The sequence below is a fragment of the Paenibacillus sp. 01T47 genome, assembly GCF_056398245.1.
On sequence record NZ_JBFTPA010000015.1, the window covers coordinates 175,229 to 193,988 of the forward strand.

13 protein-coding genes and 2 pseudogenes are annotated in these 18,760 nt (G+C 40.5%); 7 read left to right on the forward strand and 8 right to left on the reverse strand.

Translation table 11 applies throughout. From position 1 onward, the window contains the following. The first annotated feature begins 294 nt into the window (after positions 1-294). From AC1DOV_RS25260 to AC1DOV_RS25270, 3 genes are all read left to right on the forward strand, one after another. Complete coding sequence (locus AC1DOV_RS25260) at positions 295-1,272, forward strand: S-layer homology domain-containing protein (protein ID WP_441883508.1); 978 nt, start codon at positions 295-297, stop codon at positions 1,270-1,272. A 6-nt stretch (positions 1,273-1,278) separates the two neighbouring features. Next, positions 1,279-7,869: an Athe_2463 domain-containing protein gene (locus tag AC1DOV_RS25265; RefSeq protein WP_477551318.1), complete on the forward strand. Its 6,591-nt coding sequence runs from the start codon at positions 1,279-1,281 to the stop codon at positions 7,867-7,869. Between the two features lie 155 nt (positions 7,870-8,024). Next, on the forward strand, positions 8,025-8,897 hold the full coding sequence (locus tag AC1DOV_RS25270) for a hypothetical protein (protein ID WP_441887177.1): 873 nt from the start codon (positions 8,025-8,027) through the stop codon (positions 8,895-8,897). 160 nt (positions 8,898-9,057) lie between these two features. Here the strand turns inward: AC1DOV_RS25270 and AC1DOV_RS25275 are convergent. Further along, a pseudogene (locus AC1DOV_RS25275) lies at positions 9,058-10,022 on the reverse strand (tyrosine-type recombinase/integrase). Positions 10,023-10,169: 147 nt separating this feature from the next. Between AC1DOV_RS25275 and AC1DOV_RS25280 the strand changes: the two are divergent. The 3 genes from AC1DOV_RS25280 (at position 10,170) to AC1DOV_RS25290 (ending at position 12,507) form a co-directional block, all read left to right on the forward strand. Next, positions 10,170-10,973, forward strand: a complete 804-nt coding sequence (locus AC1DOV_RS25280) for a restriction endonuclease (protein WP_441887175.1) — start codon at positions 10,170-10,172, stop codon at positions 10,971-10,973. 134 nt (positions 10,974-11,107) lie between these two features. Continuing rightward, positions 11,108-11,662, forward strand: a complete 555-nt coding sequence (locus AC1DOV_RS25285; RefSeq protein WP_441887173.1) for a TIR domain-containing protein — start codon at positions 11,108-11,110, stop codon at positions 11,660-11,662. A 14-nt stretch (positions 11,663-11,676) separates the two neighbouring features. Next, the gene (locus AC1DOV_RS25290) at positions 11,677-12,507 is read left to right on the forward strand and encodes a macro domain-containing protein (RefSeq protein ID WP_441887171.1); all 831 of its coding nucleotides are present in this window, start codon (positions 11,677-11,679) and stop codon (positions 12,505-12,507) included. A 269-nt stretch (positions 12,508-12,776) separates the two neighbouring features. Here the strand turns inward: AC1DOV_RS25290 and AC1DOV_RS25295 are convergent, their stop codons facing one another. The 6 genes and pseudogenes from AC1DOV_RS25295 to AC1DOV_RS25320 all read right to left on the reverse strand — a co-directional run bounded on the left by AC1DOV_RS25295 (position 12,777) and on the right by AC1DOV_RS25320 (position 17,177). Next, positions 12,777-13,442 (reverse strand): SOS response-associated peptidase, encoded by a 666-nt coding sequence (locus tag AC1DOV_RS25295; protein WP_441887169.1) that lies wholly within the window; start codon positions 13,440-13,442, stop codon positions 12,777-12,779. Between the two features lie 117 nt (positions 13,443-13,559). Continuing rightward, the gene (locus AC1DOV_RS25300) at positions 13,560-13,877 is read right to left on the reverse strand and encodes a hypothetical protein (RefSeq protein ID WP_441887167.1); all 318 of its coding nucleotides are present in this window, start codon (positions 13,875-13,877) and stop codon (positions 13,560-13,562) included. A 3-nt stretch (positions 13,878-13,880) separates the two neighbouring features. Further along, a complete protein-coding gene (locus tag AC1DOV_RS25305) occupies positions 13,881-14,048 on the reverse strand; it encodes a hypothetical protein (protein WP_441887165.1) in 168 nt (55 codons plus the stop codon). Continuing rightward, entirely contained in the window at positions 14,045-14,938 is an 894-nt protein-coding gene (locus AC1DOV_RS25310; RefSeq protein WP_441887163.1) for an ATP-dependent DNA ligase, read from the reverse strand. Before AC1DOV_RS25310 ends, AC1DOV_RS25305 begins: the two co-directional genes overlap by 4 nt. Beyond that, positions 14,935-15,780: a non-homologous end joining protein Ku gene (gene ku / locus AC1DOV_RS25315; protein ID WP_441887161.1), complete on the reverse strand. Its 846-nt coding sequence runs from the start codon at positions 15,778-15,780 to the stop codon at positions 14,935-14,937. Before ku ends, AC1DOV_RS25310 begins: the two co-directional genes overlap by 4 nt. Positions 15,781-16,031: 251 nt before the next feature. Continuing rightward, positions 16,032-17,177: pseudogene (locus AC1DOV_RS25320) on the reverse strand (IS3 family transposase). A gap of 69 nt (positions 17,178-17,246) precedes the next feature. Between AC1DOV_RS25320 and AC1DOV_RS25325 the strand changes: the two are divergent. Next, entirely contained in the window at positions 17,247-17,519 is a 273-nt protein-coding gene (locus AC1DOV_RS25325; RefSeq protein ID WP_441887057.1) for a hypothetical protein, read from the forward strand. A 728-nt stretch (positions 17,520-18,247) separates the two neighbouring features. On the opposite strand, the gene AC1DOV_RS25330 is transcribed toward AC1DOV_RS25325, so the two are convergent. Further along, a partial coding sequence (locus AC1DOV_RS25330) for a DUF3231 family protein (RefSeq protein ID WP_477551319.1) occupies positions 18,248-18,760 on the reverse strand: 513 nt, incomplete at its 5' end.

An 18,760-nucleotide genomic window follows, 5' to 3' on the forward strand; every position in this document is an offset into this window, starting at 1 on the left:
TTTAGGAAGGAGGATGCGCTATGTGCGGAACGTGTGGAGGAACGGGAACGATAATCGAAGTGGTTTGTTTATAATAATCATACTTTTTGCATACGATTTGCTAACTTTATTAACCTCTAGAATTGATATCTTTAAAGAGTGTAGATTTGATGCTTGTAGTCATCCATATCGGTAGTAGATGACATTTTTATAAGAAAGGAAGTGAAGGGTTTAATAAGAAAACAAGAATGTCGATAAAATAGTTAGATAACTAGATTGATTAATTTTGGTAAATAGAAAATAGGAGTGATCCCAATGAAAAAAATGAAGCTAGCCGTAATCATGACGTTTGTGACAGTATTGCTTGCGTCGCAGACCGTAGCAGCTGCAGCTGCTTTTACAGATACAAAGTCACACTGGGCAAAATCAGAGATCGATACTGCAGTGAGTCAAGGTTGGATTAATGGTTATAGTGCAACAAGCTTTAAACCTAACGATAATATTACTCGTGCTGAGTTTACAAAATCGTTGGTAGCCGCGATGAAATACAAGTTAGAGGATCAAGACACACCTTTCATCGACGATAAAGGATGGTTTCGTGCATCGATCTCTACAGGTCTAAAACAATCCATCATTAAGGTGAATGAATATAAGGAATCACAATTCGAGCCTAATCGGAAAATCACTCGTGAAGAGATTGCCCGTATGACAGTTAGAGCGCTTGGCAAGGATGCGGATGGGGTAAAGTCAGGCTACCTAGCAATTGCGAAACAGAATGAGATTTTGAAGGGCTATCCAGATGGGACAATGGGTGGCGACAAGAATGCAACACGAGCTGAAGCTGTTCTGATGATCTCTAATACTCTTAAGGCAAAAAATCCACAAGTTAAGCCGGTTGCTTATCCTAAAACAGACAAAGAGCTTGATGCATTGATTCAATCTTTGCCTAGTTTCAAAGGGCATACTACGATTAGTCGTGGAGCTGTTGGTGTAAATTTAAAAGGATCAGATGTTTTTGAGGATCATAATGTATGGATCGAGTATGATGCAGAATTAAAAAGAACTACAATAAATGTTGATGAACCATCTTCCGATGTAAAAGCTTTGCTTAAGGATCTTTTAAAACAGTACTATCCACAATCTTATGAAAAGGCGTATTCCAATTATATTAAAGTAGATGGAATGAAATTTGTTGAAGGTAAAAATTCAATTAAAACGACATATGATGGACGTAGTTTTCTAGTGTATAAAGCGAACGATAATGTCGGTGTTGTATTTTGGATAGGAGGCTAAGTAAAAATGAAAATAATATTTCGAAAGCAGCTGCGAGCGCAGTTGCTTTTTTTGTTGCTTGTTGTCGTTACTGTTACTTCAATACCATTTCAACCTCAGAGAGTTGAGGCGGGGGTATGTCCATCTCCTCCAAGCTACGGAACAAAGGCTGAAGGGATAATAAGCGTTTATAAAATTCCTAAAATGAGCTCAAACTGTAAAGCCCTTAACGAAAAGTATTTGCTTAATTCATTGAACATAGGTGAATCAGTTGTTGTATACGGTAGTCCTTCTGAAGTTTCAGGTAATGAGACGGACAAGAAGACTGGACAATATCGTTATCTTGGTTGGGATGCGAGCGGATCTGTTTATAGGAACTGGAGATTCCCACCAGACTCTAGTGCAACCGGCAGCGTAGCGAAAAATTGGATTAAAAAGCCATGGGCTCAACCTGAAGGCCAACGTAGAGGGTTGAAAGAATCTATAGATTTTACACGTAATCCTGAAGCTCCAGCGTGGTTATCTAAAATGGTAGATCCCTACAACAAACCATCTTACTCTTCTAATTTTATAACAAGCTATAATGCACTCAAAGGTGCAAGCTGGACTAGCGACACATTGCTCGATTACGCTATTATTCAACAAAAGCCAACTGATTTCACTCCTGGTGTTGTCCAAATGTGGAGCGAATGGACGGACGGTTCTTGGTGGTATGAAATCTTTACAATAAAACCTATGAAAACACTTGATATAAATGTCATTCCAGAGACAATCGATTTGGAAGTAACGAAGGTCGTACACCCCGACGCGGTCTATGTGAACCAAGCTACCTCAATCGTTGTCACCGTCAAAAATAATGGAAATAAAAATAGCGGCTCCTTCGTTGTGGGCCTATTTGGCAGTTCTCCTGAACCTACAAAGCCTATAAGTAACCTTGCTCCTGGTGCAAGCTCCACAGTAACATTTAGTACGAGCTTTGCGACTAGTGGTCTTAAGAAGTTGTCGGCCAAGGCTGACTTTAATGGCCAGATTACGGAAACAGATGAAACTAACAATACAAAAGCATTTCAAATTATGGTCAATAAGCTAAATGAGCCGACCACACCAATGGCCATCATATCACACGTTGAGGGAGATCATCGCACCGAGCCAGAGATAACAATTAAGCCTTCAGCAGATCCAAAACTTGATGATAAACTCTCTTATTCACCAGGGAAGGAAGCTATCACGATACGAGAATGGAAATATAAGAATCCGGCAGGTAAAACGATAGCGACCAAGCCAGCTGCCAAAGACTTTGCAGCTGAAGGAAAATATGTGGTGGAGCTGCGCGTAACAAATAGCGCTAAAAAGGTATCTGAGTGGGCGGAGCTTATAATAAATGTGGCCAATAAAGCAGTACCAACTCCGACTCCTTCAGCATCACCAGAACCAACGCCTACACCTAAGCCTGATTTAATAGCGGACATTGAATTTCAACCTTCAACTATCATTGCAGGTGAAAAGTCATCGCTTATTAATCGATCAAAAGGTTTGAATGGCTATACGTGGAAATTCACCGAAAACTTGAGTACAGTACTACCCAATAATACAGACTATGAGTTTATGTATAACACATATAATACTCCTGGCTTCTATACAGCTGAAATTATCGTAACTGATGAATTTGGTGGATCTCAAAAGGATACTGCATTACTTCGGGTTGTAGATCCCAAACCAGTAGCCATCGTATCAGGAATAACACGTGTGGTACAAGGGAGACCTCTAGAGCGGCCATACAACCTCTTAAATTCGTATACTCCTTTAGAGGATAGAGGCGAAAAAATTGATTTTAGCAAGTCAGAGATGCGTTATAAAAAAGTAGGCGATGCAGCCTATACAAATGGGTGGTTTACCGTAACGCCTGCTAATTTAGGTGAGTACAGCATCGAGGGTAGAGTTTATGATACAACCGGTAGAGTAAGTGATTGGGCGAATCTAATCATGGAGGTTATACCGGATGCACCACCAACGGTAGCAGTGATAGCGCCTGAAGAGTCTTATCGGGGTAATGGCTTTATGCTTTATATCGATGCGGAGAGTCCTGACGGTGACATTCTAAAGTATCTGTTTCTTGAAGAACGCTATGACCAAGATGGTGATGGAAACTTTGAGGAAGAAGCGTGGAAACCGCTATATGATGGGGCTTTTAAAACAACACATTCTGTCAACTACACGACCGTTGGTAAGCGGCAATATCGCGCCTCAGTAACTGAAGACTATGGAATGAAAGGAAATTCAGGAATTGTCACGACCGATATTCTGAATTATGCTCCTTCAGTTAACTTTAACGTGTTTGGAATTACGCAGCAGCCAGGGCAGGGAGAAGACAGCGGCCCACCAATAACTAACTATTCGACGCAATCGATATTACGTTCGTGGACGGCTAAGACGCCATACAAAGGCGGAAATGCCCAAAAAGCGGCATGGAAAGCGGATGCTACTACACTATCGACAAAAAATGGAGTATACGCAAACTTTTCTGTGGGATACCCAAACTCAGGAAATGGAGCGAACTCACGAACAAAATATCAGCTTGCTGCAGATATTGTTGCTAAACCCACTTGGAGTGTGCCAATTACAGAAATATTATTCAACAAGGTTTTCGGTGGGAACCGGCTATATTCTTATAATCAAAATTATAGTTTGCCAAACTATCCCTATACATTTTATGAACGAAATTCAATTACAGGTGAGCTTTTAAGGACGGTTAATTTTGATACACCTTCTGGCTTCACACTTATGGAAATTGACGGAGATGAAATCTTCTACTTTGCAGATAGAAGTCAAAATGCAGCCAACCCATATTTAGTGGTCATTGCGCGGTACGATAAAAATGGTGTGTATCTTGATTCCATTCATTTGCAATCTAGTTTAACATCACCTAGCGGACTAGGCAGCGGAATTGGGCCGGCTCTTGTCCAAATCTCATCTAATGGCGAGTATATGTATGTAGCTAGTAAATTCTCGTATGATGTGCCAGAGCAATATAATTATAATTACAATAATCAATTGCGAATTTTCAAATACTCCTTAAAAACGAAAAGCTTAGTGTGGGAAGCACCAGGGGAGAACTTGGATCGAGGATTTATTTCAAACATTAACTTGACCGAAGATGATAACGGAGATGCATACTTCACGTATAACTTTGAAGATCGCTATTCTTCTGGTTTAGGAGGAGTGAGAGGTCTCGTTGTACAAGTGAAAAAAAATGGTGTAGCTCGTACCGTTTCTGTAGGGGGTGCAATTGGACTATCAGCGGCTTCCATATCTGATTCAAAAAGATTTGTATATGTAAATTATGTGTCCATGGGTAGCAGTAAAACAGGTACTACTATGTTTGAGGCAATTGAGAGCGATACTGACTATTACGGTGAAGAAATATTTAAGAGCGCTTTTGGAAGAAGGGTTGTCAGTTACGAAAGTTCACATCCATTAGGTTATTCAGATGTAGCACCCAATGCAAATCCAATCGTATATTCCAATTTATTGACGTATTCCCAAGGTAGAACGCACGAATCGTATAATGCATTTTTTAATTACTATGGAGACCAACACGGCGGTTTTCAAGGTGTAGATTATGGTTCAAACCTTGGTAAAATATTTATCAATCAATACGATCAGATTATTTATCCTGTGTTTATGGGTGTGGGAAGCTCTTGGGGTGATGCTGATGCACCTAAAAAAATATGGTCCGTTTTGTATAATGCAACAACCAATAGTGTCATTGCCCAGACACCATATTCCGGACCAGAACCAGGAAATAATCAAAAGCAATCAGGATCATCAACACCTATTTTACCTGATGGCTCCATTTATGTTTTTTACGAAAAAAATGTCATGCCGTTTGTTTCAGCTAACGCAAATGGTTCAATCAAAGAAATAGATCCGAATACAGTTGAAATTACTAGCGATGATTGGGGCGGAATGCTCTATGATGCAGGAAGCTCGATGAAAAACTACGCCTTAGAATTTCATGCGAATGTTAGTGATATAAGAAATGACAAGGTTATCGGAGCTGCTTTCCAGATCCAGAATGAAAAGAATATGTATGCTATGGAGTGGAGCAAGAACACCCTATCGTTATTCCGTGTGGTTAATGGTGTGAAAACGTTATTGCAATCTACACCTATGACACGGACTGCGTTTAACACGTATCCGATTAAAGTAGAATCGGTTAATGGCATCCAGCGTGTATATGTGAATTATGCGAAAGTACTAGAGGTTGCCGATGGTACGTATTCAAAAGGTTTTGCCGGTTTAATGTCGTTAGGACAGTCGAATGCTGTTTTCTCCAATGTTAAGAAACTAAATTATGGTGATATGTACACCGAGGAGAAATATGAAGCTGTACTAATCAATGAAACGATTACCTATGACAAAATCTTCTCCGATATAGAGGAAGATCCTAAGATACTAGAAGAGTGGACGTACAGCCACAACCCTAATATTTTTGAGAATCCTGAAGGGATGAGCATGTATCATGGACAGACACGTTCAACAACTTTAAATTCACTAGAGAAACCTGGTGTTTACGAGATTAGCTACAGAGCGCAAGATAATCCAGGTATATCATCCTATCGTAAATGGTCGGAGCCGGTCACTAAGCTACTATATGTCCATCGTAGACCAATTGCACTGCCTGATGCGCGGTTCACAGGTTATGTGTATGGTGAAGGTGAAGCAATTGATTACGATACCTTTGATACCTCTTACGATCCGGATATCCCCAATCGCCTGCTTGATAAAGTGTTCCGCACACGCTGGGCGGATGAAACAACGTGGACAGCCGGTAAACGGACAATTTATAGCCGTCCAGGTGTCGAACTTATCATTCAAGAGCAAGTAAAGGATCTTCATGGGGCTTGGTCATATTGGGCGCAGCAAGTTATTTACAAAGACGCTTTACCGCCTGTGAACCAAACCAAACCAGTAATGACCATAACCTATCCAGGAGGAACCTCAGCGGCTGCTCCTACGGTACTCGTAAAAGAACCGACGATAACCTGGACCTATTACGATGCAGAGAATGATCCACAAGAGCAGTATCGCTTATCACTAACATATACAGATACAAATGAGGTTGCGTTGTATATTGATTATGCAGGATTAGAGAAAAGCTTTAAGGTAATGGATGGTATGATCAATCCTGGACGTGTTGTACGTGTACAAGGGCAGGTCTACTCAAAGGGTGCTTGGTCAAATTTAAGTAACATCCGCTACTTTGTGCTGGATTTACCGCCAGATACGCATTTACTCTCGTATAACGGAGCTAATGCAGATAATCCGGTCTACACCAACATTAATCGACCGCAGCTGCGCGTATTTACCATTGATCCGGAGAACCATCCAATTACCGCAATAGATTATGAAGTTTATCGCGTGTCGGATGGTGCAAGAGTGGTTGATACGAATGCCACGGTTGCTGCAGCAAGCTATACCACAACAGCTCTAGCAGACGGATTATATTACTGGAGAGCCAGGGCAAACGATGGTTTTCTATGGGGACCATATTCTTCAAATGGTTATTTCTTTGTGGATACCGTTAAGCCTGCAGATGTAGATGAGCAGTTGGAGGTTGAACCGACAGCCGTAACGGTGAAGTTTAATGCCTTTAGCGATGCAGCTCCGTCCTCTGGCCATGCGACACGCACATTCTATCTACAAAAGGTAAATAGTAATGGCAGCGTGACGAATATTGACTTAAATCAAGATGGCACAACAGAGTACAGTATACCGATTTCCCTGCAGGCGAAATCATATCGTGTGTCTGGACTAGTGGCTGGCCAAGAGTACCGGTTGACTGTGCTAGATTATGACGTAGCCGGTAACGAGGGTTATTATGCCTATATTCATTTCAGTACGAACCGAGCACCGACAGCTGACTTTGATTGGTCACCTAAGCCAGTGTATGAAGGGGATCTTGTAACCATAGCATCATCTGTCAACGATGAGGATGGAGATCCGTTGTCAGTGGCGTATGAACTCACAAGTCCATCGGGAGCTAAGCGGAATTTCAGCTATACGCTTATACGTAGCGGTGCATCTTATCCGAAAACAGGGCCGGTGCTGCAGCTAATGGAAGTTGGAAACTGGAGCGTCAAACAAACAGTAAGTGATGGCATTGCAGATCCCATTATCGTGACGAAAACAATGCAGGTTCTCGCATTGGGAATTACGGCAGAAGTAGTGCATACGGAAGAGTGGGAAGCAAATCGACTGCGATGGAATGAAGTAAAACCGAAGGAATTGCGAAGTCCTTCAACCTTTTGGGCGGGTGAACGTTTTGTTCTTAACGCGAGAACAACAGATACCGGCGTTAGTACCACAAAGGCGACCAAGGTCGAAGTAGCAGCGGAGCGAATAGGCAACACAAGCTTAGCATCTACCGACAAAAAGGCATGGAGTGGTTATATAGGTGCTGAGCAAGCTAAGGTTAAGTTAGAGTCATTACAAGATGGGGACTATATATTCCATTTTAAAGCCACGTATTCGAATGGCGTGGTGAAGGAGACGGATGTAACCATACAGATTAAAGATAATTGGACTGCATTTTTTGAATTTCATAAAGCTTGGTAATTTGGTTAGAAGGCAGTACTGCCCGTAATATTAACAGTACTGCCTTTTCTTTAAATTAATTTAGAAATAGAGGACAAATAAATCATTTATAGAATATGACAAAGAGTTACAAAAAAATACAAATGAAGAAATCGCAGAAAGTGGAGGAAAGTTAAATGCTAGATGTACAGCAACAAGCTAATACGGATACTAGAAATAGATGGGATAGTTGGTCTTCTTTAAGAAAAATGCATACTGAGATATGGGATAAACTAAGTGTTTCACACAAACCGTTATCAGGCAGAGCTTTATTATTAGGTGCAGGAAATGGGAATGATGTGGATATTCAGAAACTTGAGTCTCTGTTTGACGAAATAGTTATTGTTGATATTGACCCAGACGCTCTGAATTGTTTTATGGAAAAAGTTAAACAGCCTGATAAGTTTAAAAGTATGCAACTTGATTTAACGGGATTCGCGAATCAAGTGCCTGACTTGAAGAACATGTCTGAACCCGAAATTATTGGCCTAATAAATACATTGAAACCAAATTCAGAATTGGCATCATTAACAGGGAAGTTTGATTTCATTATGGGTTGTAATTATACTACACAATTGATTGGACCTAAGTTTATGATGCATAACCAACAGAGTGGAAGTACATATGTTGTGGCTGTTAATCAATTCACAGTGAAAGTACTCGAGAATATTTTTTATCATTTACGCAACCTCCTAAAAGATGATGGATTGCTTTTACATTCTACGGATACTTTTGAAATGCATACTAACTCAGCAACTGGCTATTCTTCACCAGCAACAAAACCTATTATGGAAGCAACGAAAGGAGATTTGTCGAAATTATCGGAAATTGTACCAGTCTTTGGTTCATTAGCTGCTCAAAGCTTAACGATTTCCGGAAGTGTAATGACGACAGTTATGATGATTGGACTAGAATTTAAGAGGCTATTTATTATACCATGGCACTTTCAAAGAACAGCTACAATTGAAAGAATATATATCAATTTTCTCACTGCGTTTACAAAGAAATAAAATGGATACAGAATACAGAAAAAGCAACCTTTAGATTTCTGAGGTTGCTTCTTGGTGGGCGCTGCAGCTTTTAGGCTGAAGCACCCTTTTTTTGATTTTCATAATGGTAACCGCAGATAGATTATTCGATAACTCATGGGCATAGCGTTTTTTCAGGGTCCTATGCGATCTCATCTTTAGGTTCGTAATAAGCAGTGAAATCCGGAACGCTAATATTGCCACATGGATTACATAGGTCATAGGATGAGCTTAAATCAATGCCCCAAAGGCTAACGTATTTATCCGTCATTCGGGTTGATGTGTGACCCATGATACGTGATAATGCGATGGTATTTCCTCCATTGACTACCCAAAGCCTTGCAAAAGTATGTCTAAACGTATGAGGACTTACCCGCATACGGTCAATATCTAAATAGCTACCTAATAATTTGCCGGTTTTACGCAGAGCATCTCGTATGGATGATGATGCTAAGGCTTTTTATAGCGTGAGGCAAACAAGTAATCGTCTCGTTTAATGCCATATTTGTTGATGTAATTCAGTATCAGCGTGGATAGCTCACGAGAGAAGGGAACTTCGCGTTCCTTGTTACCTTTCCCTAGCACTAGCATGATCCTTTTGTTATGATCAAGCGAATAAACATGCAGGTTGGTTGCTTCCGAGATTCTTAGGCCTGTACTGGCCAACATAAAGATTAACAGAGCCATCCGTTCTTTATATTGTGGTGTTGTTCGTATTTCTCGGACGGCATTGATGTTAGCTTGTAATTGTTCTGCAGAAAAACCTTGAATGACCGATTGTTTTTTAGGAGGCTTCCGAATCCCCTTCACTAAATCACCATTATATAAGTTCTTCTCCGCAAGGAATAATCCAATTTGTCTTAAACAATAGTAATGTTTCAGACGTGTTCCTGTAGAAAGCGGTTGGCCATTATGATAATTTGGCCGCTCACAAAGCCAGGCTAAATACTCGCGTGAAACACTAACACTTAGTTCGAGTACACTATAGCCTCGACTATCGCAAAACCTACAAAACTCACAGAATTGAGATACAAAATTTCGAATCGTTTCGGTTACAAATCCTTCACTAATTAACCATTTTTTAAAATCATTTTCCAGTTCGATCATTTATGCCTCCATTGATATGAGAATAGATAGAATGCTTCCAAATTTAACAGAAATATAGTAAGATTCTACTACATTTGCATACGTGCGGGCATATTTTCCTGTTTTAGAAATGGATAGACAACATAAAACGACAAAGGGGCAAGACAGATGGCCAGGCGCAGAAGAAAAAAGGAAGAGTTAGATCCATTACAGGCATTTATACTGCTACTCATGATTGGGGCTGGATGGGGAGCCTACTCGCTTACGAAATCGATTGTAGCTGCAGGGATTGCTGCCGGTGTAATTTTTGCGGGCTACGCCTTTATTATCTTCTCCATAAATCAAAAACAAATCGAGCGTTTAAAGAGATCCGGCATTGCAGAAATCGATAAGATGGAGGGGCGACAGTTTGAGAAGTATTTGGGTCATCTTTTTAAAGCACACGGTTATGCTGCAGAAGTTACACAAGCTGCAGGTGATTACGGTGCAGATTTAATCATCTCAAAAGCTGGAAAGAAAATCGTGGTCCAGGCGAAGCGTTATAGCAAAAATGTTGGTCTAAAGGCCGTGCAAGAAGTACATACAGCATTGAATCATTACGGAGCAACAGAAGCGTGGGTTGTTACCAACAGTGATTATACAGAGCAGGCGTATACATTGGCCAAATCTAACGGCGTTCGTTTAATCATGCGGCAGCAGCTGATTGAGTTGATGTTAGCAATAAATCCTGAACAGAAGGCTCCAAGTTCAAAACAGATTACCCAACAACCAGAACTTGAAAATGAAGTCGCAGTGAGCAACGAGAATATGGAGCCTGAAGATCTGGACTGCCCCCAGTGTGGCTATTTACTTGTAAAACGTAATGGGAAACGGGGAGAGTTTTATGGCTGTTCCAATTTCCCTAAATGTCGACACACTATGGAAATTATAAAGAAGCTATCGGGCAGTTTAGTTGAAAATCAATCACGTTGAACCGTATAAGATACTCTTACACAGAGAATTAAGTAGTGATAATAGATTTGAGAGGTCGGAGTAGACGAGTTTTATGTTTAATAATGAACGAGTAAACAGGTGAAAATAATACTTTATATTAGGAGGATTAACACATGGCAAATCGGACAGGAACCTATGTTGCTTTTGATGGTTTAGGAGAAAAAGATCCTACAAAGTCTGACTTTAGATATTATTCCACTATTCAAGCATGGAGTGCAAACAAAAACATCAAGTTTTCGTTAACTAACAGTCATGAGAAAACGGATGCAGTACGCGATACAAGTAAACGGACAACTCTATATGCGCGGATTCAGGAACGACTTAAATCATCAAAAAACATGCTCGTCATCCTTACCAAAAAGACTCGTTTTACCGGAAGCGTTTTATCCTATGAGATAGAGCAAGCCATAGATACATACAAAATTCCGCTTATTATTGCATATCCCGAGTTTTCATCCATTTTGAATGTAGAGAGCCACAGTGACATATGGCCAAAGGCGCTTGCCGAGCGTATCAATAATACTGGTGTAGAGGCTATCCATATCGCATTTGCTAAGGATTGCATTATGGATGCTATTACGCGTTTTCATGTGAACGGTGAGCATCTTAGTGATGGGAAGAATTATTACAACCGTGACGCGCAAATCAAATGGGGCTTAATTCGATAAAGGAGCAGATGCGAATGAAAGTCTCGTTTTTTGATAAAAAGATACTACATACTTTCTACGGCTTTCTAAGCGTGATAAGCGTTATCACCTCTATTGTCTTTCTCTTTGTTGAAATAGAGCCCAAAAACAAGGCGCTCATTGGTGGAGGGACACTGATATTGCTGGTCCTTGTTTACATCGGAATTTGGATTCATGCCAATTTACGTCGGAGCATCAAACTAACGATTAACAACTCAGAGGTTGAGGTGAAGTTTGGTGATTTATTCTCTGAGGAAGCTGACCTGAAAGCAGTTGCTTTTAATGAATATTTCGACACAATGGTAGACGAGAAAGTTATTTCAAGCACTTCCCTCAACGGAATATATATCAAAAAATTCTATTCGGGAAATGTAAATACTTTAGACGACATTATCTCTTCTGACAACCATTTACCAGAGATGATCGCCTCCACAAACGAGGGAAGGACTATTGGAAAGAAAACTCAATATAAACTAGGAACAATATGTATGGTAGACGATTATCTCCTTACGGCGTTCTCTCGTTTCGATGCTAGTAATAAAGCGTACCTCGAGATAAACGACTACATAAGCTGCCTTTTAAATTTCTGGACTGAGATAGACAGAGTCTATGCTGGGAGAACAGTAGCCCTACCCGTTTTGGGATCCGGGATCACACGCTTTAAAGGATACGAGAATATATCAGATCAAGAATTGCTCGAACTCATTATATTGACATTTAAAGTGAGCCGCATAAGATTCACGTTTCCTTCTACGGTGAAGATCGTAGTCTGGCAGAAAAAACAAGAAAAGATAAACCTACTTTCGCTTAAGGATTTAGAATCGTGAAAGAATATTATTAACATAACTATTAAAAATGGTTAATGCTCAAAATTCTGAATTGACTCTCTATAGATGCTGGTGTTACCGTGCTTGATATAATCGTAAACGAAAAAGAAGGAAAAAAATTGCATAAGCACTACTCACCTATCTCGAGCAATGTAATTTAAAATCAACTAATGATAAACAATAGCTCAACTTAAAACGTTTGCACTCGTTGTTTCAATTACTAGGTTCTTATAAATTTTTTTTTGGAGAAACCGATGATACTAATGGGGCTATTTGGAGTTCAAAGGAATTTCCTTTATTAAGGATTCATCTGAATTTTTAACGTTTCCTACATCTCTTGAGACTGGATATTTCATCATTTCGTCGGCAGGAAATGGTTTGAGAAATTGTGAGACGTCTTCCATTTCGGGATTTAACCAGCCATGTATATCCGTTAATATGACCGGCATACGATCATGCACATCTGAAACAAGCTGATTCGGCGTAGTCGTGATAATGGTACAGGTTGAAATGGGTTCCCCATTAGAGTCTCGCCAGGTATCATAAAGTCCAGCAAAGGCATAGACAGCTTTTGTTTTCATCTGAAATCGATAGGGCTGTTTTCCTTCACCTTCCTTACGCCACTCATAAAATCCGTTACTTGGGATCAAGATTCGGTTTCGTTTTAACAAACTGCGAAATGCTGGCTTTTTCTCGATTCCTTCAGCTCGTGCATTTATCATTTTATAAGCTATTTTAGGATCTTTGCTCCAAAAAGGAATGAGTCCCCACCTAAATCCTGAGAGTACCCGTTTTCCTTCTTTAAGAATAATGCCTGGTACGATTTGTGTAGGGGCAACATTATATCGCTTAGTATATTCATAGTCGGTTTCAACTATGGCAAAGGTGTTAATGATCTCATCGAGCTCTGAGGTTATCGTGTATCGTCCACACATGCATAGATCCTCCTAAATGATTATTCCACATACAAACGCAGCCTTGGTTCATTTTTACGCAACCCACGGCTGCCATTGTATTTATAATTGTAGCCGGTCATACGTTTATAAAAACAACTATTCCATTTTTTCGTTATTTTCTATGTATTCCTTCGCCTTATTTAACGTATCTACAATTCGACCTGATTCGTGTTCGAGCCAATTTGACGCCATTTCAGGATCAATATTGCCAAACATAACATTCCCAATGATATGATCCAATTCGTCAGATGCTTTATCCAGTTCTTTAACCAATATTTCTTGCTCCGTTTCTTTTAATGCTAATATGGATGTTCCACAGGTAATACAAGAGTAATCTAAAAGGTTGTCAATCGGGATCTCATTCTTATTATTGCAACCAATACATGTGACCGTTAAGGTTTCTTGCTTCAACATGCTTTAAACTCCTTCTAAATTATCAATTTCATACTCCACGATGTGTTTGAATTTTCCGCTGCTCATGATTTTTTCAAATATCCATTCGACTTCTACATTTCTATCCTTAATACTCCGGACTTTTCCGACTTTTTTAGCGCCTCGCACACGTACATAGTCGCCTTCTCTCATCCATTGCCACTCCCAAATCCTAATAGCTTTGGCTGCCGTAAGATACCGGAGTCGCTAAATTCTAAAGCGGTAACCCTGCAGGAGAAGGGGATGCTAAGCCATCTAACATCTGATTTCTTCATGCCGGCAGACAATACGGGGAAGGGACACTCTCCAGGATGCTGCTCCATAAATTGCTTCAGCACCTTTTTGGAAGCCGCATCTATACCCGATACGTGGCCAACATATCGATCCTCGAACCGCAATACCAGGCTAGATACATATCCTGACTTTAGTTTTATTCCAACGACTTCAGCAACGATCCGAACTTCTTTTCTTTTTTTATACCAGTATCGATGCTTTTTAGCTTCAACATAGGGGCTGTCTAGCTTTTTGGATATGATACCTTCCCACTCATGAGTATTAACCCAATCCCATAGTGCAGGTCCATCATATACCAGGTCAGTAACAAATAACCTTGGCTGTTTTGTTGGAAGCCTTGCTGTAAGTCGCTCATATCGCTCCCTGAAGGGGAGAGAGCGAATATCTTGTCCATCATCATAGAGCATATCGAAAGCTACAAAAATCAGATTGTCATCATATTTCTTACGGCTAACCCCGATCAGGACGCGCTGAAAGTTTGGTCGTGTACCGTCAAAGTAAGCAATTTCTCCATCAAGTACACAGGCACCGATTCGTAGCGGTTTCAAAAGTTCTACGATCTCAGGAAATCGATCATTGCGGAGTTCTACGCGCTTTGAAAATATTTCTATGCCACCTACGCCGTCAAGTCTCACCAGAGTACGCACACCGTCCCATTTGATTTGATAGCCCCAGTCTGGACCGGTAGGTATATCCGGTGAAGTGATTGGGGCCATTGGTACGCCAGGCAGAACCATAATAGGAGTCATGATACGTTATCCTTAGATTTCGCAGCGTTTTTTCGTTTCCTAGTGGGCGGAGAATTATCAGTCACAGGCTTAGTTGAATCTAGGCTTGCTTGTAGAGCAGCCAGGAGATCAATTACATTTGATCTATCTTCTGCTGCAGGAGCAGTAACAACATCTATACTCTTACCGGTGATCTTTTGTTCAATGAGATCAAGAAGGGATATCCGATAATCGTCCGTATATTTGCTCGGTTCAAATTTCTCACTCAGCTGCTCCACAAGAGCTTTGGCCAATGAGAGTTCTTTTTCGTTTATAACGGTTTGTGATGGAAGATTTGGGACTTGAGAGAGCGAGCGTATCTCGTCCGGATAAAACATGGTCTCCATACAAATGCAGTTGTTGACGGCGCGGATCGCCGCAAGACTGCTTTTACTGCGTATGGAAATTTTGGCTATGCCAATCTTGCCAGTCTGTTTGATCGCCTCCAGCAGCAGGCTGTAGGCTCCAGCGCCTGCCAAATCAGGGGCCAGGTAATAGGCTTTTTGAAAATAAAGGGGATCAATATCCTGTAGATCAACGAAATCCAATATCTTAATTGTTTTCGCGGCTTCATTCTGGAAGCGTTCGAGCTCTTCTTCTTTAATAATTACATATCTGTCTTTTTCAGACTCAAAACCTTTTACGATTTCAGCTGGATCAATTTCTTTGTCGCATTGCCTACATGTCTTTATATAGGAAATAGGCATACCACATTCTTTATGTAGGCTCCGGAAATGAATATCTTTGTCTTCGGTTGCGGTATACATTTTAACCGGCACATGTACCAGGCCAAAGCTGATCGCGCCTTTCCATACCGTATGCATGTCTGTCACATCCATTATTTTTCAATTAGAATGCTCCGGTTTCAGAAAAGTATTCAGATATTCATCATACTTTTTGCTTACGAATTGCTGACTTATCAAGCAAAGCTGAGTGTTAATCTTAAAATGATAGATGATTCAAATTAATCGTTCTTAGAAATGTTAATAGGTATTTGAAAATGAAAGCAGAGAGGAGGAGTTAGTTGAGGGGACTGACCCCCATTTGTGAGACAGGGATCAAAACACCTTCAAGTTTAAACGGCCAGTCGCCTGTAATCAATCGGCGACTGGTTATTTAGTTTCGTTTGAATACGAATTGCGTTATAGTAAGTGATGTAGTCTCGAACGGTCTGTTCAACGATTGCAGTCGTTGTATGGCTCAACCCTTCGAGGTAGAACGTTTCAGACTTTAGTGTGGAATGAAACGATTCAATGGGGGCATTATCAGCGGGCGTTCCCTTGCGGGACATGCTTCATGGTAATGCCTTTTCCTTTTACAGCTTCCTGATACCCCAGCGACGTGTAGACGCTGCCCTGGTCGCTATGCAGGATCGCACCAGGCACAGCTGGTAATTGATTGAGTGTATCTAGGACAAAGGCCGTGTCTTGTGTATCGGATAGACTGCTAGCTACGATCTCCCCGTTATATAAATCGAGGATGCTCGATAGGTACATCATTTTTCCGCCGAATGGTAAATACGTAATATCCGTGACGAGTTTATGCATCGGTGCTTCAGCTTGAAATTGCTGCTTTAACAGGTACTCAGCTACATAAGCAGGCTGCCCTGTTTGCTTTCGTTTCTTTACTCTGACTCGACATTGTAGCTGCTCACATTGCATGATTCGTTGTACGCGCTTGTGATTAATCTTGTGCTTTTTTCGAAGCAGTGCAGTAATCTTTCGGTATCCGTAACGGAATTTATGCTCAGTGCAGAGTTCTCGAATCTCTTCAACCATGCTATCCAATGGACGAGTTTCGTTTTTTGTTCTCCATCGGTAATAGGTAGCACGTGGCACACCCAGCCATGAACAAGCTTTGGTGATCGTAACTTCCCCGTGAATCAACTCAACCAGTTCAACTATGATTTTTGGTGACAACTCCTTTCCATTTCCTTGTACTTTTTTAGCACATCTATTTGTTGCTTTAAGAACCGATTCTCCGCCTTTATTTGCTCCAGTTCCGAGGTAAACTCAGGTCCTTTACCGTAGCTGTATTGTTTGCCTACAGGTTGCTCCAAGCGGTTTAACTCGCCCTTGCGGTACCATCGCATCCAGGTTTCCAATTGCGTCTTATTTCGTATGCTCAGCTGCTCCATGACCTCTTTCACTGGAACTCCTGTTATTCTCAATTCAATGGCTTTCATTTTTGTTTCCACTGGGTAACTTACTCTTGTTGCCAACGTAAAAACACCTCCAAGGTTGTCTCCATATCTTACGACATGGTTGCATTTTCTTGAAGGTGTTTTGATTTGTCTCACGTTATGGGGTCAGTCCCGAGTAAGAAAAAATTGAAAACCTTTTTTGATGAAAAGGAATTAGAACCACGTACTTTTTCGATTTCTCATAACGAAAAAGTACATATGGTTGAAAGTGATTTCCTCATCAATTTGATTGTGAATTCCACGCCGGAGCACGAGCAAAGAAAAATTTTAGAAATGATCGTTGCTATTGATTTTAAAAACGGGGACGTAAATCATTTTCTCGAACATTTGGCCAAAGGCTATGTCGTGAATAATTTTTAATATGAGGAAACCAAATATAGCGCCAGCCCAGCTTTAAAAAAGGTTGCTCAAGCCAAAGCGGAACTTAAAGCAATTAATTAACTTTTGAAAAAGTCACAGTGGCGCGGTTTATTCAGCGCTATTGTGACTTTTTCAGCAATGAAGCAAAGACGATATCAGATATTGATTTTATGATTTCTTATCTTCGGATTTACAGCTTGTACAACAGTAAAGCTGCGAGAAAATACGGTGAACGAGTTAAGTAATTTGATGAATATCTTTGTACGTGGGAGGTTATGTCTTTGAGCCAAATTGTAAAAGGAGAAATATCAGTTTGTTGCAAAAAGCCAGTCACACGCGGAGATACCACAAGAGATACTGCACAAAATGTAATATGGAGTGCCAAGTAATTCAGTGAATATTGAATTACTATAGGACCCGTATTTAATATACGGGACCACTGGATTAGATTGTCATTCTCTTAACGTTTGATGATAGCACAAATATAACATAACTTTTTTCTTCCTTTTATAAGCTTTAAATTTTCACAATATGCACATTTCATAGGCTCTCACCTCCTGAGTTATTATGTCCGATGGTCGTTAAGGAATATACAGGTAAGTTGAACATTGAAGATTACGGGAGTAGCAAACTTGTTACATTAATCTCAAAGTAGTTTGAAAAGGAAATTTGTAATTACATGAGGAGGATTAAAAAACCTGCCCATTGGGCAGGTTGGCAACTTATTCTTATGCGTTAGCAGTCTCTGGTCGCTTAACTTGAAGTGGAGGAGGTATAAGCCAACCTTTTTCTTTGCTTAGTTCGAGTATTTTAACGCCTAGTGCAGTTTTAGTAAGATGATATTTCGCAAATAAAGCTCCAATATCTTCTCTAATAGACTGACCCATAACTTGGCTACATGCGACTAGTCCAAGTGATGTGTCAGCGGCAATTTTAGCAGCAATTTCGGGATCAGAGAATCTTGCACCTACAGGGATGTCTTCGAGTTTAACAGAGGGTCTTTCAGGCATCATAGGTACGGAAGCAATTCCGTTATCAGTAAGCAATGTATCACATTCTTTAATTTCCATCTTGGCTTGATCAATGAGAGCATCCAGTATTTTTTTTAAGTCTTTGTCTCCAGCGTGGTTTAAGTATGCTTGGTAACAGGATACAGCGCCTTTTGCTACAGTTGAAGCCTGCCAAACACTAAATATTTCACCGTAGTGCATTGGTTCATCCTTTGGATTACCGCTTAAAAT